Genomic DNA, 22,345 nt, shown 5'->3' on the forward strand with positions numbered 1-22,345 from the left:
AATCCTATTTGATCGACGGCCTGAATAACAATGCGGCGGATTATCCGGTCGATAAGTGCATTCATCAGGTGTTTGAAGAACAAGCGCTGCAAACCCCAGATCAGCTTGCCGTTAAGTTTGGCAACAAACAACTGACTTATCGTGAACTGAATGAGCGTGCCAACCAGCTGGCACACTTCCTGATCCGTGAATATCAGGTAACGCCGGATACCTTTATCGGCTTATGTGTTGAGCGCTCGCTGGAAATGATCATCGGGACACTGGCTATTCTTAAAGCCGGTGCAGCCTATGTGCCGTTGGATCCGGCTTACCCGCGTCAGCGCGTAACTTACATGATGGAAAACTCCGGCGTTAAAATTATCCTCTCTACACATTTTATTATTGAGCAGCTGGACTTAACCGATTACCACAGTATCTGCATTGATGGCCTGGGTAATGAGCAAGTGGTGCAGACATTTGTTGATTATGCTACCCACAATCCAGGTGAGCTGGTAGCAGGCCTGACATCTTCGAACCTGGCCTATGCCATTTACACCTCGGGTTCAACCGGCAAGCCAAAGGGCGTGTTGCTTGAACACAAAGGGATAGTGAATATCGCGTTTAACCACCGCCATTACCTGAAAGTGGACGGACAAAGCAAAGTACTGCACTTTGCATCTATGAGTTTTGATGCTGGCACCTGGGAGTACGTAATGGCACTGCTGAGCGGCGCTACGTTGGTGATTGCCGACAGTGTTCAGCGTCTGTCTCCGGAGAGCATAGGTCAGCTGTTGCACAGCGAAGCCATTACCCATGTGTTATTGCCACCGGCTTTCCTGGCCATGATGGAGTTTCGTAATGATTTGGCGCTTAAAGCGCTGGCAGTCGGTGGTGAGGCCTGCGATCAGGAAGTGGTTGAACAGTGGGGCGGCGCGTATCGGATGGTCAACGCCTACGGCCCGACTGAGATCTCTATCTGTGCGACCTGGGCAGAGTTACGCCCCGGACAGAAAGTCACCATAGGTAAACCATTGAAAAACACCAGTGCCTTTGTTCTGGACAGTAATCAGGCCTTGCTATCACCGGGCGTAGTAGGTGAGCTCTACATCAGTGGTGTGGGACTGGCACGTGGTTACCACCAGTTAGCGGAGCAAACTGCAGAGCGATTTGTCTCTAACCCTTATTTCGATGGGCACAATAAATGTGTAACCGAAACCTTGTATAAAACAGGTGACCTGGTTCGCTATCTGCCGGATGGCGAACTGGAATATCTGGGTCGGATCGACCAGCAGGTGAAGATCCGCGGCTTCAGGATTGAGATCAGTGAAATTGAAGGCTTGCTGAGCGAGTGTCTTGATGTCGATGCGGTAGTGGTGACTGTTGCGACCAGTGCAACGGGTGCCAAACACTTAGTGGCCTATGTTCAGTTGAACAACAAAAATGCCAAAAATAGTGTCTCTGGTCATGAAAATATTAATGATGATAAAGCGGTTATCCAGCGCATCAAGACTGAACTGGCCGATAAACTGCCAGACTATATGGTACCCGGAATGTTTGTGCCGGTATCTCAATGGCCACTGACCAGTAACGGTAAAATTGATAAGCGTGCACTGCCGGAGCCAGATTTAGCGGCTGTTGAAGGTGAATATATTGCGCCTGAAACACACAGCGAACAACGCCTGGTTACCATCTGGGCGCAATTACTGCATTTGCAGGAAAGTGAAATAAGCACCTCAGCCAACTTCTTTGCGCTGGGTGGTCACTCTCTGCTGGTCAGTAAACTGGTCAGAGCGATCACATCGGACCCGGAATTACAGCTACAACAGATAGACATGCAGGACATTTTTACGGCGCAGTCACTGGCCCAGCTGGCCCAGCACATCGATCTGCTGCGAATGCAACAGCTCAATGCACAGGCGGCAGACAGTATCTGCGATCAGGATTTAGTTGAGGATGGTGAGATTTAATGAATGTACATCAGGCTTTCGAGTTAGCGATATCACAGGGCGTTCATCTGTATGTCGAGCAGGGCAAACTCAAGTTTAAAGCAGCAAAAGGCAGTATGACTGATGAGCTGAGAAGCGCACTCAAGGAAAACAAAACTCAGCTTATTGAGCTGTTGAGCCAGCAGGCGATAAAAGCAGAGGCGTTAACCCAATCAACAGGCAGTATTCCTGCCCTGGGGTTAACACAAAGCGTTTTATCTTTCTCACAGACGCGATTGTGGTTTTTAGAGCAACTACGAGGGCCTTCGGCCGAGTACAATATCCCGCTTGCACTGGATGTGCAGGGTCGTGTGGATTTGGCGGCCGTAGAAGATGCATTCAACGATATTTTGGTGCGCCATACTATTTTGCGCTCCGGATACTATGATTCTGAGGACGGACCAAGGCAGACTGTCCGTGAAGATGCGGCGCTTAATATTCGCCGCATAGACCTGTGTGACAGTGACGATCTGGCGGCAGACGTGGCTGCACACATTGAGCGCGATACCCTGACACCATTTGATCTGACGGCTGATGTGTTGTTCAGAGTGACCTATTTGTGTACGCATAAACACAGTGATGGCACACAACAGGGCGTACTACTACTGAATATGCATCATATAGTGTCAGATGGCTGGTCTATGGAAATACTGACCAGTGAGTTTGTTCAGGCCTATCAGGCAAGAGTCACCGGGCAGGTTGCGGACCTGTCGCCATTGCCATTGCAGTATAACGATTATGCACACTGGCAGCGTGAGCACCTGACTAAAGAGGCGCTTGCCGAGCAGCTCACCTATTGGCAACAAACGCTGGCTGATGCCCCGGCTGTCCACGGTATTACCCCGGACTTTGAGCGTCCTGCAACCAAGCAACTGCATGGTGCACTGGTACGCAGCGAGTTATCAGCGAGTCAGGCGCAGGCTTTACAAAATTTAGCCCGCCAGCAGCAATTGACCCCCTTTATGCTGATCCACAGCGCACTGGCTTATGTGCTGTCACGTCATAGCAACAGCCATGATATTGTGATTGGTACGCCCATCGCCAACCGCGGCCACGCAGAATTAGAAGGCTTGATTGGCTACTTCGCCAATACGCTGGTGCTGTGGCTGAATACTGATCAGCCCAGCCTGACAGACTACTTTGCCCATGTAAAATCTGTACACCTTGGCGCTCAGGCCAATCAGGATGTGCCCTTTGAGCAGCTGGTCGAAAAGCTCAATGTACCTCGCAGCGGCGCTCATGCACCGCTGTTTCAGATCATGCTGACCACCAACACGGATTATGGTGTCAGGGAGCAACAACTGGCGCTGGATGGTCTGCAAATCGCGCAGCGTCCGGCCAGCAGTGTTACCACTAAGTTTGATTTAGAAATTGAAGTGGCATTGAACGAGCAGGGCGTGGCGATAGAGATCACTTACGATACCGCTTTGTTTAGTGCGCAGCGTGTCAGCGCTATTGCTAACCACTTAAATACTGTACTTTCGCAACTGGCAGCATTGACCCCAGCTGAGTTATCAGCCAAGCCTAATACGTTGAAATTGCTGTCCGACACTGAGCGACAACAACAACTGCTGGACTGGAACGACACGGCGCTGGATTACTCACACGAGCGCTGTGTGCATGAACTGTTTGAGCAGCAAGCTAAAGCTACGCCAGATGCCATCGCGTTGCGCTTTGACGGGCGTACCATGAGTTATGACACACTCAACACTAAGGCCAACCAATTAGCCCACTATCTGCGCACAGAGCATGCGATTGGCCCGGACGCATTAGTTGGCTTATGCACAGAGCGGTCATTTGAAATGGTGATTGGTATCTGGGGCATTCTCAAGGCCGGCGGCGCTTATGTGCCACTGGACCCGGAATTGCCATCAGGTCGGTTGAACTATTTGGTGGAGGATGCGAGCGCCAGAGTCGTGCTGAGCACACAAGGGATCATTGAACAAGTATCGCTGGGCGATGCGGCGGTCATTGCGCTGGACAGCTTCGACTTCGACGCCTATCCAGGCTCGAATATTCCGGTTAGCGACATTGGCCTGTCGGCACAGAACCTGGCGTACACCATTTATACCTCGGGCTCGACGGGTAAACCCAAAGGCGTGTTACTCGAACATCAAGCGTTGCATAACCGCATCGACTGGATGGACAATGAGTACGGATGTCAGCCGCAGGATAAAATCTTACAAAAAACCCCCTACAGCTTTGATGTCTCGGTATGGGAGTTTGTCTGGCCCATGCTTAAAGGCGCCGAGCTGGTGATTGCCAAGCCGGGTGGACATAAAGATCCGGCTTACCTCAATGAGCTGATTGTCGCAACCGGTGTGACCAAACTGCACTTTGTGCCTTCTATGCTGGGCGTGATGCTGGAACATGGTGACCTGGCCACATGCGGTTCAATTGAACAGGTATTTTGTAGTGGTGAAGCCTTACAAATCAGTCATGTCGAGCAGTTTAAGGCACTGTTACCCACCGTGCAGTTGCATAATCTCTACGGTCCGACAGAAGCGGCCATCGACGTCAGCTACTGGGATTGCGCGATGCCCCACGGCAGCAGCATCCCTATTGGTAAACCTATCCAGAATATTCAGTTATACATACTGGACGATGCGCTTGATTTGTTGCCACAGGGCGCGTGCGGTGAGTTGCACATTGGCGGTGAGGGTTTGGCAAGAGGTTACCATAATCGCACTGAACTCACTGAAGAGCGCTTTATTGACAACCCGTTTTATCCGCAAAGTGCCAGAAAACGCCTGTATAAAACCGGCGATCTGGTGCGTTTTCGTGAAGATGGCAACATCGAATACATGGGTCGCCTGGACCATCAGGTCAAGATCCGGGGTCAGCGGATTGAGCTGGGTGAAATCGAATACCACATTGGCGAGCATGAACAGGTCGATTCTACGCTGGTGATGGCACTGAGTGATGATAAAGGTAACCAGCGACTGGTGGCTTATGTTAAGCCCAGCAGTGAGTTGACGGATGAAGCACAGCAAACCCTGATCGCCTCGGTGCAAAATCAGCTGAGCGAGTCGCTGGCCGATTACATGGTGCCATCGAGTTTCGTGGTACTTAACGAATGGCCACAAACGCCAAACGGCAAAATTGACCGTAAAGCACTGCCGGTACCGCAAAGCTTGGGCTATGAAGTTGAATACCTGGCTCCGGTTACCGAGCAGGAGCTAGCCCTGGCAGCGCTATGTGCTGAGCTGTTAAATCTTGAACCAGGCGAAGTCAGCATGGCGGCTAACTTCTTCGAATTAGGCGGTCACTCTCTGATGGTGATGGAGCTGGTCAGCCGGTTGAAAAAGCAAGGCCTGAGCACGTCCGTGCAGGCACTGTTTAACGCCCGAGTGCTGGGTGAAATGGCTAAAACCATCACAGACGCCACCCATCACAGCGAGCCTGAGTTACCGCAAAATGGTATTCCTGCACAATGTACCCAGATAACGCCAGATATGGTGACGCTGACCGCTTTGACTCAGAGCGAGCTGGATACGTTGAGTGAGCGTGTTCCGGGGGGGACCGCTAATATTGCAGATATCTATCCGCTGGCACCTTTGCAGGAAAGCATATTCCTGGTTCACAGTGCGACGGAAAAATCCGACCCCTATGTCACCACCATCACGCTGGAGTTTGACAGCGAAGCTCAGATCGACCGTTTCGTTGCGCGCTTTAATCAGATCATTGCACGTTACGACGTGCTGCGCACTATGGTGGCCTGGCGCGAGTGTCAAGCCCCTTTACAAGTGGTACTGCGTCATTGTGAGCTGTTACCAACCTGGTTGTCCTTCTCTGGTCAGACGGACGCCCGGGCAAAACTCGATGCCTATGTTGCCGAGGGCATACATCGTATGGACCTGGAGCTGGCACCTTTAGTGCAGCTGGAATTGGCTCATGATCCGGCCACGGATACTTACTGCGGGGTGCTCAAAGAGCATCACATTTTGCTCGATCATATCTCTGTTGAAATGATCATGGGTGAGCTGGCCATGGATGAGCAAACTTTCGTACAACTGCCTGATGCCTTGCCTTATCGACAGTTTATTGCCCAGACGCTACATAATGCGGAGCAACTGGATTGTCGTAAATACTTTACCGATCAGCTGGGTGATATTGAGACACCGTGCTATCCGTTTGGGCTGGACAGTACCCGCGCTGATGATTTGCACTGCAATGAGTTACACCGTGAACTGAGCCAGCAACAATCTTCGCAGATCCGCACCCAGATGCAGCAACGCGGTATGAGTCCGGCGGCATTTTTCCATTTGGCCTGGGCGATGGTAGTGTCGGCCTGTAGCCAGAGCCGGGATGTAGTATTTGGTACTGTGTTGTCTGGCAGAATGAGTGGTCAGCAGGGCATTGAGCAGATGATGGGGATGATGATCAATACCCTGCCCCTGCGTGTTAATCTGGGAGATGAAGCGGCGGATACTTTATTGCAGCAGGTCGATCAGGCCCTGCTCGGGTTGATGCCGTATGAACAGGCGTCGCTAACCGAAGCGCAGGCATGCAGTGGTGTCAGTGCACAAACGCCTTTATTCAGCGCCATTTTCAATTATCGTCATTCCCGCCTGGTAGAAGCGCCAGCGCAAGGGGGCGCACAGGCCATCGCTGCTAAAGAGCGTACTAACTATCCATTTAATTTATGTGTGGATGACTGGGGCAAGGCGTTTTCTTTCAACCTGCAAGTTGATCGCTCAGTCGACGTAAACGCAATAGGCGAATATGTAACGTGCGCCATTGAACAGTTGCTGCGTGCGTTGCATGACGAGTCTGACACTCCGGTGGCAAAACTCAGTGTCCTGAACGAGGCGCAACAAGATGCGCTGATGCGCGCGAATGTATCACAAGCCATCGACACAGACACAACAAGCAGCATTCAGGCTCGGTTTGAGCGTCAGGTTGCCAAATTTGGCGAGCGCACCGCGCTGGTGTACCAGCAAGAGTCGTTGACTTATCACGAATTGAACGCGCGGGCCAATGCGCTGGCACACTATCTTATTGAAACGCACGATATCCGCCCGGACACACTGATAGGCCTCTGCGTGGGTCGCGGGGTCAACATGATTGTGGGCATACTGGCTATTCTCAAAGCCGGTGGTGCGTATGTTCCGCTTGATCCTAACTATCCGCAGGAGCGCCTCGACTTTATCTGTCAGGATGCGGGTGTGGCACTGGTGCTGGGCGAAGATCAGGTGGCCGATGCGCTGGCACTTCAAGATACGCCCATTATCGACCTGAATAAGCTGGTATTAGCGAGTTACAGCACGGATAACGTGCAGTTAACGACGCATACATCGGACAATCTGGCCTATGTGATTTACACCTCGGGCTCCACGGGTAAACCAAAAGGGGTGCTGCAAACGCACCGCAATGTGGGTCGCCTGTTTGATGTGACTCAGCCCGATTTTAACTTTAATGAAGACGATTGCTGGTGTGTGTTCCACTCCTTTGCTTTTGACTTCAGTGTTTGGGAGATCTGGGGCGCCCTGCTGTTTGGTGGCAAGCTGCTGATGCCAAGCCTGGATGAAGTCAAGGACAGTCAATTGTTTGTGGCTTTATGTCAGCGCAACGCCCTGACTGTTCTCAACCAGACGCCGAGTGCTTTTAAACAACTCACCGAATATCTGGTGACGGCACAACAGGCCTTACCTGCGTTGCGCAGCATCGTATTTGGCGGTGAAGGGCTGACGCCAAGTCATGTTAGCCAGTGGTGGACGCACTTTGCACAGCAGCCGACTGAGCTCATTAACATGTATGGGATCACAGAAACCACGGTGCATGTGACCTATAAACGTATAGCACCCAATGCGCCGATCAACATTGGCAGACCGCTGCGCGACCAGCATATCGTGCTGCTCGATGATGCGCTTAAGCTGGTACCTGATGGCTGCGCGGGCGAAATCTATGTCGGTGGTGCAGGTCTCGCCCTGGGCTACCTTAGCCGCGAAGCACTCAGTGCTGAGCGATTTATTGACAACCCATTCGACACCCAGCGTTACCCCTGGCTTGGGGAGCGTTTGTATCGTGCGGGCGATTTGGCCCGTTATGACGAAAACGGCGAGCTACATTATCTGGGTCGTCAGGACGATCAGGTTAAAATTCGCGGTCACCGTATTGAGCTGGGCGAAGTGGAAAATCGCATTGCTGAGCTGGCCATGGTGGACTCTGCTTTAGTGCAGGCTATGCCACTGGCGGATGACACGTTGCAACTGGTCGCCTATGTAAAAGGCGCAGAAGCCAGTACCGATGAGACCTGGCTGAGCCAATTAAAAGCAGCGCTCGGTGAGCAATTACCTGCCTATATGTTACCAGGCGCCATTGTTACCGTGACTCAGTGGCCACTGACAGCCAATGGTAAAGTCGACAGACGTGCGCTGCCAGCGCCGGACGCCGGACTGGGTGAGCAAACGTACGTTGCGCCGCGCAATGACACTGAATACACCCTGGTTGGGATCTGGGCTGATTTACTCAAACTGGAGCATGGTCAGGTCAGCGTAGAAGCCAACTTCTTCGAGCTGGGCGGACATTCTCTGTTGCTGATGAAACTACTGGCCGGGATCCGAACTCAGCTGGAATGCGAGCTGAGTGTTAAGGATATCTTTGCTGCAACGACCATTGCACAGCAGGCTGAACGTGTTGCACAGCAAACTGATGTTGTGGTGCAACCACCTATTGTGCCGCAGCCGCGTGAAGACAATTCACACCTGCCACTGTCGTTTGCTCAACAACGTTTGTGGTTTATCGACAAGCTCAATGGCAGCAGTGCTGAGTACAACATGCCGGTGGCCTTTGATGTGGATGGCGTATTAGATCTGGATGCCGCCCAGGCTGCGTTGAATAGCCTGGTGGCGCGCCATGAAGCGTTGCGCACGGTCTATCTGGAGCAGGACGCCGAGCCGGTTCAGCTGATCCGTAGTCACGGCGAGCTGACGCTGACTTTGCAGGATTTAAGTGAGCTGAGCGAACACGCCAAAACAGATCGGCTTAACCAGCTGCTGAGCGAAGACGCGCTGACGCCGTTTAAACTGGACAGCGATTTGATGCTACGCGCTCAGTATGTCTTGCTCAATTATGCCGATCATAACCAACCTCAGCGTGGCGTACTGGCTTTTAATATGCACCATATTGCTTCGGACGGGTGGTCGGTGGAGTTGCTGTCTAACGAGTTTATGGCACTCTACGAAGCGGCCGTCTCTGGCACTGAGGCTGCATTGCCACCGTTGGCTATCCAATATGCCGACTATGCAATCTGGCAACGCGACTGGCTGAATAACGCGCAAGGCGGCGCCAAAGCACTGGAAACGCAACTCAATTACTGGCGCGAAACCCTGAGCGATGCACCGGCCGTGCATGGCCTGCAACTGGATAAGCCGCGCCCGGAAGAAAAGGCGTTCAGTGCCAAAGGCTTCACCAGTTTGTTGCCGGGCACGCTGAGTCAGGGAATTAAGAGCTTTGCAGAAGCAGCCCGGATCACACCATTTATGCTGGTGCACAGCGCACTGGCTTATGTGTTGTCGCGCCACAGTAATCAGCACGATATTGTGATTGGCACACCGGTGGCGAATCGTGCGCAACCAGAAGCGGCTGGCCTCATCGGCTATTTTGCCAATACGCTGGTGCTGAGAGTCAGCACTCGTCATCATAATTTGGGCGATTACCTTGAGCACGTCAAAGAGGCCCATATTGGTGCCCAGTCACATCAGGATGTGCCGTTTGAACAGCTGGTAGATGCCTTACAAATTCCACGCTCTACAGCCTATAGCCCGGTGTTTCAGATCATGCTGACCACCAATTCGGAATTTGCGCTGGCAGACAGGCCAGGGCAGGCGCTGGCAGGGCTGGAGTTCACCCCGAGGCTGCCGGAGGCCTGTACCACCAAGTTTGATATCGAAATTAACATTGATCTGGATGATGCCGGACTGACTGTTAACTGGTTGTACGATACAGGCCTGTTTAACGAGCAGCACATTGTGGCGCTGGATAAACACCTCCAGGGCGTGCTCAGATATCTGGCGCGTCTTACGCAGGCGCAGCTGGCCAATCCGCTGGATACGCTGCCACTGTTGTCTGAGCAGGAGCGTTATGAGCAGTTGCAACAGTGGAATGACACGGCCCGGGATTATACCCGTGAGGTGTGTGTTCATGAGCTGTTTGAGCAGCAAGTTGCCCGCGCACCTCAGGCTACGGCGCTGCGTTTTGGCACACAGACAATGAGCTATGAAACGCTCAACAGCAAAGCCAATCAGCTGGCCCACTATCTACGAAGCGAACATGGCGTGGGTGCGGATTCACTGGTTGGGCTGTGTGTGGAACGCTCATTTGAAATGGTCATCGGGATCTGGGGTATTCTCAAAGCCGGCGGTGCGTATGTGCCGCTGGACCCAGAGCTGCCCAGTGCCAGATTGGCATATCTGGTGGAAGATGCCCGAGCCAGTGTCGTGCTGAGTACCCAGGAGGTCGCTGCGCGTGTCGCGCTGGGTGCAGCGCAGGTTGTTGAGCTCGATGGCTTTGACTACGGTGCCCACAGTGATAAGAACATCGCGGTAGGCGATATGGGTCTCAGTGCAACTAATCTGGCTTATACCATTTACACTTCAGGCTCCACTGGCATGCCAAAAGGCGTATTGCTTGAACATCAGGCGCTGCATAACCGCATCGACTGGATGGATAAAGAGTATGGCTGTGGACCTCACGACAAGATATTACAAAAAACGCCTTACAGCTTTGATGTGTCGGTGTGGGAGTTTGTCTGGCCCATGCTCAAAGGGGCTGAGTTGGTAATTGCCAAGCCGGGGGGTCACAAAGACCCGGATTACCTGAGTGACCTGATCGTCGAAACAGGCATCACTAAGCTGCACTTTGTACCCTCTATGCTGGGCGTGATGCTGGAGCATGGTGACTTGAGCCGTTGTACTTCAATTAAACAGGTATTCTGTAGTGGTGAAGCATTGCAGATCAGCCATGTCGAGCAGTTCCGGTCCGTGTTACCTTCCGCGCAGCTGCACAATCTTTATGGTCCAACTGAAGCAGCCATCGACGTCAGCTACTGGGATTGTTCACAGCCTTATGGCAGCAGTGTTCCCATTGGTAAGCCAATTCAGAATATCCAGCTCTACGTACTGGATGACGCACTCAATCTGTTACCACAGGGCGCATGCGGCGAATTACACATCGGCGGAGATGGTCTGGCGCGTGGCTATCACAATCGTGCAGATCTGACCGAAGAGCGCTTTATTGCTAACCCATTTTATGATGACAGCGAAGCGGGTAGCAGCCAGCGCCTCTACAAAACGGGCGATCTGGTGCGTTATCGCAATGACGGCGTCATCGAGTACATGGGTCGTATTGACCATCAGGTGAAGATCCGCGGGTTGCGTATCGAACTGGGCGAAATTGAGTATCACATCGGTGAGCACAGTGAAGTGGACTCCGCCTTGGTGATGGCGCTTGATGATACGCAAGGCAATCAGCACTTAGTGGCCTATGTGAAGCCGCATACACTGGGCGATGAAGCGTCTCAACAGGTATTGATCGATGCTATCAAGTCACAACTCGGTGACGCCCTGGTTGAGTATATGATCCCAACCAGCTTTGTATTGCTGGATGAGTGGCCACAAACTCCGAACGGCAAAATTGACCGCAAAGTGCTGCCTGCCCCGGAGCATGCCGGATTGGCTGGCGAGTACATTGCGCCACAAACCGACACGGAGCTGGCTTTGGTGACCATCTGGTCTCAGGTGCTGGGTCTGGATGAAGGACACATCAGTACCCAGGCGAGTTTCTTCTCTCTGGGCGGTCAGTCTCTGCTGGTGATTAAGTTGATGAAAGACATCGAAAGCCGGTTTGACTGCACTCTGACTATCAAACAGTTATTTAAGTACACCTCGGTGGCTGAGCAAGCCGTGCAGCTCGATGAGCTGCTGGCCGCTAAAGCACTAAAAGCTAAGTTAGAACAATCAGATAATGTAGAAAGGATTGTGTTTTAATGAAACCGCAACAGTTAGTAAGTCTGCTTCAGGACAAGTTGATTTTGGTGAGTGCCTCTGATGGGGCGCTCGTAGTCGAAGCTGAAAAGGGCGCAGTCACCGCAGAGATAGCGCAGCTGATCAGAGATAATAAAACACAATTGCTGGCTTATTTGAGTGACAGCGAAGCACAACCTAAGCGCGAGGCCGTTACGCCGCGCGCTGAACAATATCAGACCTTAGCACCGTTGTCGTTTTCACAGCGCCGGTTATGGTTTATCGACCAGCTGCAACAGGGGTCGGCACAATATAATATGCCAGCCCTGATGACGGTCACGGGGGAGCTGGATCTGGCGGTGGCTGAACGTGCCTGTCAGGCCATTATCCGCCGTCATGAAATACTGCGCACTGTGGTGGTTGATGGTGAAAACGGAGCCCGGCAGCATATTCGTGACGAGGTGACGTTTGCTATCGCCCAGAGCGATTTGACCACACTGGAGGCAAGTGCACGTTCGGCGCAGCTCGAAGCCCTGATTGAGGAGGAGCTGAATACCCCGTTTGATCTGACGCAGGACGTGATGATGCGGGCACGTTATATTTTGCTTGCGGATCCGGGTAGCGCGCAGCAAGACGGGATGTTGCTGTTCAATATGCATCATATTGCGTCTGATGGCTGGTCAATTGAATTGCTCAGTCAGGAGTTTCTGACTTTATATCGGGCGTTTGCACAAGGGGCAGAGAACCCCTTACCTGAGCTGGCGATTCAGTACGCTGATTATGCGCTGTGGCAGCAAACCTGGTTGCAGGAAAACGTACTGGAATCTCAATTATCATACTGGCAGGAAACATTAGCCGACGCGCCCTCGGTCCATAGCCTGCCGCTGAAACAAGCGCGCCCGGAAGAAAAGCAAAGTGCTGCCGGGTGTCAGAGTTTCTGTCTTAACAGTACGCTAAGCCAGCAGCTCACGACCGTGGCGCAGCGTAATGAGATGTCGCCTTTTATGCTGGTACACAGTGCGTTGAGCTGGGTGCTGGCACAACACAGTAATCAGCAGGATATTCTGATCGGCACACCGGTTGCCAACCGATTGCAAAGCGAACTGGAGCCGCTGATCGGCTTTTTCGTCAATAATCTGGTACTCAGAACTCAAACGCAACACGCTACGCTCGGTGACTATTTTGCTCACGTGCGTGAAGTGCATCGGGACGCGCAGGACAATCAGGATGTGCCTTTTGAGCAGTTAGTCGAGCGTTTGAATGTCGAGCGCAGCCTGTCGCACGATCCACTGTTTCAGATCATGTTGTCCATGGACAGTGACTTTGGAGTAAGCGATCAGTCTGATGTTGGACTGGATGGACTGCGTTTTGGACAGTACGAGCGCGAGATTGTGTCACTGAAGTACGACATAGATATCGACATTACCCCACAGGACGGAGGCTACGTACTGCGCTGGACTTATGATCTGGCGTTGTTTGATGCCGACTATATTGCAACTTTGAATCGCCATCTGATCCGGGCAATTCATCTGTTCAGTAATAGCCTTGCCAGCACGGCGTTGGCTCAATTGAGTTTGATGGACACACAAGAGCAACAGGCCTATCTGACAGATTTATGTGGGCCGAGCGTGGCTTTGTCTGCGGTGCCGGTGCACCAGCTCATTGAAACACGCGCCGCACAATGTGACGCGCGCATTGCCGTCAAGAACCATGAGGGCACACTGAGTTATCAGCAGTTGAATGAACGTGCCAACCAGCTGGCCCATTATTTACGCGCCGAGCATCAGGTGGGCCCGGATACCCTGGTGGGTCTGTGTGTGGGCCGTTCGCTGGAGATGATGGTGGCGGTGCTGGCGATCCTCAAAGCAGGCGGTGCCTATGTGCCGCTGGACCCGGAATACCCGCAGGAACGTTTAGCGTATATGGTCGAAGACACCGGTTTGTCTGTGGTGCTGACTCAGCAAAAAGCCGCCGGGATCCTGAACGACTTTAACGTCACGGCTGTGCTGCTGGATAACGCCAGCCAGTTTGCAAACTACCCGGTCAGCAACCCGGACGTTACCCTGAACCCTGATAGCCTGGCCTATGTGATGTACACCTCGGGCTCAACCGGTAATCCTAAGGGCGTGATGATAAGTCATCATAACCTGATCAACTTTGCCGCGAACTGTGAGCAGCGCTACGAAATCACCGAAGCCGACAATGTGTTGCAGTTCTCTACCATGAACTTCGATATTTTCGTCGAGGAATGGCTGGCGACGTTGACTCAGGGCGCTACTCTGGTGCTGCGCGACGAAGACGTATCGCTGAGCCGCGAGGCCTTTATCGCCTTCTGCGACAGCCATGCCATCAGCGTGGCCAGCTTACCCACGGCGTTCTGGCATATGCTGGCGCTGAGCGAAGCGGAGCTTGAATCCCTGGCACTGCGACTGGTGATTGTCGGCGGTGAGGCGCTGGATAAACAATCGGTGGCTTCCCTTAAACCAGGCTTTGTGTTGCTTAATACCTATGGTCCGACCGAGACCACAGTCACGGCATCCGGCTATGCTATCAGTGGCGGGTACGATGACCCGCGGGCGGTGCCCATTGGCCGCGCCAATGTGAATACTGCGACCCTGGTACTCAGCGAGCAGCTGACGTTATGCCCGCCGGGCGTAGTGGGCGAGCTGTATGTCAGTGGTCAGTGTCTGGCCAGTGGTTATCTGCATCAAAGCGAACTCACTGCTGAGCGCTTTATTGATAACCCGTATTGTGATCCGGCCAACCCGGCGCTGAGCGCGCGGTTATATAAAACCGGTGACTTAGTGCGTATCGGTGTAGACGGCGAAATCGAGTTTGTCGGACGCAGCGATGATCAGGTCAAGATCCGAGGTTTCCGGGTCGAGCTGGGTGAGATAGAAACCCAGCTGATGAGTTATGCAGAGGTGGAGTCTGCGGTGGTATTGGCCGAGGCCGGTAAGCAAGGTGGTAAGGTACTCCGCGCTTTTGTGAAGGCAGAGAGCGAGCAGACCAACGACTTAATTGATGCACTGCAACAACATTTGAGCGGCAACCTGCCGGATTACATGGTGCCGTCGGCCTATAGCTTTGTTAATCAGTGGCCGCTGACGGCCAATGGCAAGCTGGACAAGCGAGCATTGCTGGCTTTGCCGGCTAAAACGGTGGAGCAGCCTTATCAGGCACCTCAAACCGACGCCGAGAAAATGGTGGTCGACATCGTCGCGTCGCTGTTGTCGCTGGACGTCGATAAGGTGGGTGTCCATGCTAATTTCTTCGCGCTGGGCGGCCACTCATTGCTGATTATGCAGCTGGTCAGTCAGCTGCGGGCACGTCAGTATCAGGCTGATGTGCAGGCCTTGTTCAGGGCACACACGCTACAGGACATGGCACGCCAGGTTTGGGCACTTGGGAGTGAGGAATCAAGTTGTGTGCCCGCCAATTTAATTCCGGCGGATTGCAGCAAAATCACCCCACAGATGGTGACGCTCACTGAGCTGGATGAGCAACAGCTTACGGATATTGCCCAGACTATTCCCGGTGGCATGGTCAATATTCAGGACATCTACCCGCTGGCACCGCTGCAAGAAGGCGTGCTGTTTGTACACACCATGAGTGAAGGGCAGGACCCGTATGTTACCAGCACCACGTTTGAGTTCGACAGCCGCGAGTCTCTTGAGCGCTTTAAGTGGGCACTGAATACGCTGATTGCCCGCCACGATGTGCTGCGCACCGCCATCCTGTGGCGCAACCGCACCACTGCACTTCAGGTGGTACAGCGTGAGGTAGCGCTGCCCGTGACTGAGCTGGACTTCAGCGGGGAAGCGGATGTCCGGGCCGCGTTCAGTGCACATGTGGCTGAACAGCCGCTGTGGATTGAGCTGGAAAATGCGCCGCTGCTGCAACTGAGCGTGTGCGAAGACGCCGCGCAGGGTAAGCATTATGCGCTGTTGTGTGAGCATCACCTGATCTCAGATCACGTGTCGCTGGAAATTCTGGTGCATGAGTTGACGGCGCTGCTGCACGGCAATGAAGCGAGCCTGGCTGAGCCGGTGCCCTACCGGGAATTTGTCGGTCGCACACTGGCACGCACAGCGAGTCTGGATACTGAGGCCTTTTTCACTCAGATGCTGGGTGAGGTCAGCGAACCAACATTGCCTTATGGTCTGACAGACGTACTAAACGACGGCTCGGGCATTGAGACCGTGCATGTCACGCTGGATGACGCACAGGCGCAGCGCATTCGCCGCCTGACCCGTCAGTATCACAGCAGCCCGGCGGCACTGTTCCATCTGGTCTGGGCCAAAGTACTGGGGGTGTGTAGTGGTCAGTCGGAGGTGGTGTTCGGTACTGTCTTATCCGGCCGTATGAGCGACGATGGCCTGAGCAGCCAGCTGATGGGGATGATGATCAACACCCTGCCGCTGCGGGTGTCGCTGAGTGAGCAGGATGCGATGAGCCTGCTGGCACAGATTAATGATGACCTGCGTGCCTTGATGCCGTACGAGCAGGTGTCGCTGGCCGAGGCGCAGCGTTGCAGCGGCGTGAGTGGTCAGCTGCCCCTGTTCAGTGCGATGCTGAACTACCGCCATTCGGCGACAGAGGAGTCGCAGCTGGAGCAGGATGCCGGATTTAGAGTCATCAGTAGTGAAGAGCGCACCAACTATCCGTTCAACCTCTCGGTGGATGATTTCGGCGATGGCTTTGGGTTTGAGCTGCAGGTAGATAAACGTGCCCCGGCGGCGCGCATTGCACAGTATCTGCAAGTGACCCTGACTCAGGTGCTGGATTTACTGGATAGCCAGAGCAGCACTGCGGTACAGAGTCTGTGTGTGCTGGATGAGGCGGAGCGCCAGCAGCAGCTACATAACTGGAATGACACTGCGCTGGATTATCCGCGTGAGCTGTGTATTCACGAACTGTTTGAGCAGCAGGCAGCTACCACGCCGGAGCAGATTGCGCTGTGCTTTGGTGAGCAGACTCTGAGCTATGGTGAGCTCAATAGCAGAGCTAACCAATTGGCCCATTATCTGCGCGCGGAGCACAATATCGGACCGGATTCGTTAGTGGGCTTGTGTGTCGAGCGCTCACTGGAAATGGTGATCGGGATTTGGGGTATCCTCAAAGCCGGTGGCGCTTATGTGCCGCTGGACCCCGAGTTGCCTCCGGCACGCCTGGCTTACCTGGTTGAAGATGCCAATGCGGCTGTGGTACTCAGCACAGCTGTGGTTGCCGGGCGAGTGAGCCTTGGTGAAGCAAGCGTTACGCGACTGGATGAGTTCGATTTTAGCGCTTATCCGGATACCAATATTGCAGTGAGTGACATTGGTCTGAATGCTCGCAATCTTGCCTATACCATTTACACGTCAGGCTCCACCGGGCTGCCTAAAGGCGTGCTGGTTGAGCATCAGGCGCTGCATAACCGCATCGACTGGATGGACAACGAATACGGTTGTGGCCCGGACGACAGAATTTTGCAAAAGACCCCTTACAGTTTCGATGTATCTGTATGGGAATTCGTCTGGCCTATGCTCAAAGGCGCGGAGCTGGTGATTGCCAAACCTGGTGGTCATAAAGAACCGGAATATCTAAGCGAGCTGATCGTGGCCGCGGGGATCACCAAACTACACTTTGTTCCCTCTATGCTGGGTGTGATGCTGGAGCATGGCGATCTTGCTCGTTGTACGTCTATTAATCAGGTGTTCTGTAGTGGTGAAGCGCTGCAGATCAGCCATGTTGAACAGTTCAGAGCGAGTTTACCTTCGGCACAACTGCACAACTTATATGGTCCGACCGAAGCGGCCATTGATGTCAGCTACTGGGATTGCAGCCAGCCACATGGCAGCAGCGTGCCGATTGGGAAACCAATCCAGAATATCCAGCTGGTGATCCTGGATGAGGCCCTTAACCTGCTACCACAAGGTGCCTGTGGTGAGCTGCACATCGGCGGTGAAGGTCTGGCGCGCGGCTATCATAACCGCCCCGAGCTGACTGCCGAGCGGTTTATTGATAATCCGTTTGAGGATACATTGCCAAGCTCGCGACTCTATAAAACCGGCGATCTGGTGCGCTTTCGTGATGATGGCGCCATAGAATATATGGGTCGGATGGACCATCAGGTAAAAATTCGCGGATTGCGCATTGAGCTGGGTGAAATTGAATATCATATCGGCGAGCATCACGAAGTTGATTCGGCACTGGTGATGGCGTTGTCAGATACGCAGGGCAACCAGCGTTTGGTTGCCTACGTTAAACCGCTTACTGAGCAGGTGCAAGCGGCGCAACAGACGCTGATAGCGTCGATTGTTGAGACACTGGGTCTGTCATTAGCTGAGTACATGATCCCAACCAGTTTCGTGTTGATTGACGAATGGCCACAAACCCCTAACGGTAAGATTGACCGCAAGGCGCTGCCAGCGCCTGAACACGCGGATTTAAGTAGCGATTATGTGGCACCACAGGGCGATACCGAGCGTACGCTGGCGGCAATCTGGGCTGATGTCCTGAACCTGCCGGTAGAGCAAATTAGCCGTGATGCTAACTTTTTTGCTCTGGGTGGCCACTCTTTATTGGTCATGCAGCTACTGTCCCGGGTTAAACAGCTGGGTTATCAGTGCCAGGCGCAGGCCTTGTTTAAGGCGGGTAGCCTGAGTGTGATGGCAGCGCATCTGGACGCACAACCCCAGGTTGAATTTGAATTCAGCGTGCCTCAAAACCTGATCCCCGAGCAGGCGAGCACCATTACCCCGGATATGTTGCCTTTGATTGAACTGACACAGGACAGCATAGACAGCCTGATTGCGCAGGTGCCCGGTGGCGCTGCAAACGTGCAGGATATGTATCCACTGGCACCGCTGCAAGAAGGGGTGCTGTTTGTGCACACGCTGAACCAGCAGCACGACCCTTATGTCAGTACCATGGCGTTTGAACTGGCGGATGATTCGCAACTGGCACAACTCAAAGCTGAGCTGAACTTTGTGATCCAGCGCCATGATGTGCTGCGTACCGCGATTTTCTGGCGTGGTCGTGCGCAGGCAGTGCAAGTTGTACTGCGTGAGGCACAACTGCCCGTCTCTGAGTTAGCGTTCGAGCGCGCAAAGATAAAAGCGCAGTTTGAAGACTATGTGGCCAATGCCGCGCATGGCTTTGAGCTGGAGTCTGCACCGTTGATCCAACTGATGGTGTCACCACAGGACGAGCAGGGCAGAATTTATGCATTGCTGAAGTTCCATCACCTGATCACCGATCATGTCTCTTTGGAAATATTGCTCTCAGAGCTGGGTGCACAAAACAAGGCTGAATTACCCGCACCACTGCCTTATCGTGACTTTATCGCCCGTTCAATGGCACAAAGCACTAAGCTGGATACGGCGGCGTTTTTCACCGAGCAGCTCGGCGACATTGATACCCCAACTTTGCCATTTGGTTTGTCCCAGGTGACCGGAGACGGCAATGCGGTAGCGGAATATAGCACGACGCTTGATATGGCGTTGTCGCAGCAGATCCGGGCATTATCGAGACACCTGCAATGCAGCCCGGCTGCGCTATTCCACCTTGCCTGGGCACAGGTATTGAGCACCAGCACAGGCCGTGATGAGGTGGTATTTGGTACTGTGATGTCAGGGCGCATGAATGGTATGCCTGGTATAGAAAACATGATGGGCATGTTGATCAATACTTTGCCGCTGCGCGTTTCGCTGGGACAGCAAAGTGCTCAGGATGCCCTGAGAGAAGTTAACGACGCACTGCAGGCATTGCTGCCTTACGAGCAGGTGTCGCTGGCAGAAGCGCAAAGCCACAGTGCCATCAGCGGTAATACGCCGCTGTTCAGTGCGATCCTCAACTACCGTCATACCGGGCATGATGCCGCACAGGAGCAGGCTGCGTCTCACCGTGATGAGGGGGCCCCGAGTTTGCTTAGTACCCGTGAGCGTACCAATTACCCATTTGATCTGTCTGTTAACGATCTGGGCGAGCAGGCCAGCTTTACGCTGGACTTCCAGATTGAGCAAACTGTTGAGGCGACGCGCATTGCTGACTGGATGGAAACAGCACTGCATGGGTTGGTGAATGCACTGCAAGATAATAGCAATCAGCCCGTGTCGACGCTGACGGTCTTACCGCCTGCTGAGATAGCGCTGCAAGATACGTGGCAGAGTGAGCGAGCTAACTATCCGCGGCTGTCTTGTATTCATGAGTTGTTTGAGTTGCAGGCTGCGGCAACACCTAATGAGGTGGCAGTGCAGCTGAATGACCAGATGCTTAGTTATGGTGAGTTGAATGCGCGTGCTAACCAGCTGGCGCTGTATCTGCGAGAAACACATCAGATTGGTGCAGGTGCGTTAGTCGGTTTGTGTCTGGGCCGCTCTGTGGAGATGCTGGTTGCAACCCTGGCGATTCTGAAAGCCGGTGGCGCTTATGTCCCGCTGGATCCAACTTATCCGGAATCTCGCCTGGCCTATATGCTTGAAGATACTCAGCTAACTGTGGTCCTGACTGAGCAGGCGCAGCATGAAGTACTGGCTTTCAGCTCGGTGGCAAAAATCACGTTAGACACCATAGATGCGCCCTGGTCTGCGCTGAGTGTATTAGATTTGCCCAGGGCTGAAGGGCTAACGGCGCAGTCGATTGCTTATGTGATTTACACGTCAGGCTCTACGGGCACGCCCAAGGGCGTGATGACACCGCACCGGGCAGTCAATCGTCTGGTGTACGACCCTAACTTTATGGCCCTGAACAACCAGACCGTGTTCCTGCAAAGCGCCAATATCGCCTTTGATGCAGCCACCCTGGAAATTTGGGGGCCACTGCTGAATGGTGGGCGCTGTGTATTGTACCCCGAGACTTATCTGTCACTGGATGGGATCAACAAGGTGTTGAGCTCGCAGGGGATTACTGCAATGTGGCTGACCTCGGGTTTATTCACGGAATGGAGCAAGGTGTGTGGCGAATTAGAGGCTGACACGTTGGCATTACAAACGGTGCTGGCCGGGGGCGATGTGCTTAATCCACAAGCTGTCACCGCTGTGCAGGCATGCCTGCCTCAGGTCACCGTGATTAATGGGTATGGTCCCACCGAAAATACCACCTTTACCTGTTGCTATCCGGTCCCGGCTGATCAGGATATCAGTGCCGGTGTGCCCATTGGTCGAGGTGTGCAGGGGGATCATATTTTGGTCCTGAGCCCGCAAGGGCGTCAATTGCCTCAAGGTGTGGTGGGGGAGCTCTGTGTGGGGGGAGATGGTCTGGCATTGGGTTATCTGAATCAGCCTCAGCTGAGTAAAGAACGGTTTATTACAAACCCCTATTTTTCTGAGCCGGGGCAAGCAGCTGAGTTGTATCGAACCGGTGATTTGGTGCGCTTTAAGCCCGATGGTTTAGTGGAATATGTGGGCCGTATTGACGACCAGATTAAGATCCGGGGTTTCCGGGTAGAGCTGGGCGAAATCGAGGCTGCACTGAATGCGGATGAGCGGGTTGCACAGTCTCTGGTTATGGTGAATAAAGCGCGAGGCCTGATAGTTGCTTATGTTGAGCCACACTCTCAGCAGCAGACTGACGACTTAACCGAGCAGCTCATGGCCAGTCTGTCTGCCAGTTTACCGCCTTATATGGTGCCTTCGGCCTGGCAATTAATTACGGCCTGGCCGCTGACTGCCAATGGCAAAATAGACAGAAAAGCACTGCCAGACATTGCGCTAACTGCCATGACTGATGAGTATGTCGCACCGCAAACCGCGCTGGAGCAACAACTGGTGGACGTGGTGGCACGCTTGCTGGAGGTGGAGTCCGATTCCATTAGTATGTCAGCGAATTTCTTCGACCTGGGCGGGCACTCTTTATTGATGATGCGACTACTTAGTGAGATTAAAGCGCACTGGCAGATTGAGTTGAGTGTGGCTGAGGTCTTTGAATGCCAGTACCTTGGCGAGGTTGCTGAGCTGATCCACGGCGAAGTAGCTTTACGCTCGGCCTTTGATGATAGCGATATTGATGAGGACGAAGAGGTGCTGGAGATCTGAGCCCTTTAAGGCAACCCGGGGATAGTCTCCGGGTTGCTTGCATCTTTATGGTTTTGTGAATTTTTTGTGTTTTAAGTTGCGGTTAATTTTCACTCTATTATCAGGCGTAGCGGTTTTTTGAGCACCTGTGTCACGCACTTTTCATAAATTTATTCTATTTTTCCTCTCAAGATTATTCTTATTTAATGTTTGATTGATATTGGGTTTTTATATTTCTCTGCAAGTGGTAGCGTATTTATGACAATGCTGTCACCTAGCTTACAGAATTAAACAATTGTGCACATTTATCAACCTTGGAGAAGGTAATAAACATGTTAATATCCTTCTCATTGAAATAAGCAAACACAAATAAACAGCACTGTTTGGTATCGCTGTAAGTTTACAGCCTGAATGGTGT

General features: G+C 53.1%; 3 protein-coding genes (1 of these 3 only partly in view). All 3 read left to right on the top strand.

Annotated features, from left to right (window positions below; all coding sequences use genetic code 11):
- Tightly spaced (each overlapping or abutting the next), the 3 genes in view from PRUB_RS22515 to PRUB_RS22525 form a layout consistent with a single transcriptional unit that may run on beyond the window.
- Window positions 1-1,946 carry the 3' portion of a non-ribosomal peptide synthetase gene (locus PRUB_RS22515; RefSeq protein WP_010387356.1) on the top strand. Its footprint begins 1,579 nt before the window's first position, so only the last 1,946 of its 3,525 coding nucleotides appear in the window; its start codon lies off the left edge, out of view; its stop codon occupies window positions 1,944-1,946.
- Window positions 1,946-11,953, top strand: coding sequence for a non-ribosomal peptide synthetase (locus PRUB_RS22520; RefSeq protein ID WP_010387354.1), 10,008 nt, complete (start codon window positions 1,946-1,948; stop codon window positions 11,951-11,953). Before PRUB_RS22515 ends, PRUB_RS22520 begins: the two co-directional genes overlap by 1 nt.
- A complete protein-coding gene (locus tag PRUB_RS22525; protein WP_198452414.1) occupies window positions 11,953-21,948 on the top strand; it encodes a non-ribosomal peptide synthetase in 9,996 nt (3,331 codons plus the stop codon). The genes PRUB_RS22520 and PRUB_RS22525 overlap by 1 nt, the downstream gene beginning before the upstream one ends.
- Window positions 21,949-22,345 lie beyond the last annotated feature (397 nt).

The sequence above is a fragment of the Pseudoalteromonas rubra genome (assembly GCF_000238295.3).
GTDB lineage: Bacteria > Pseudomonadota > Gammaproteobacteria > Enterobacterales > Alteromonadaceae > Pseudoalteromonas > Pseudoalteromonas rubra.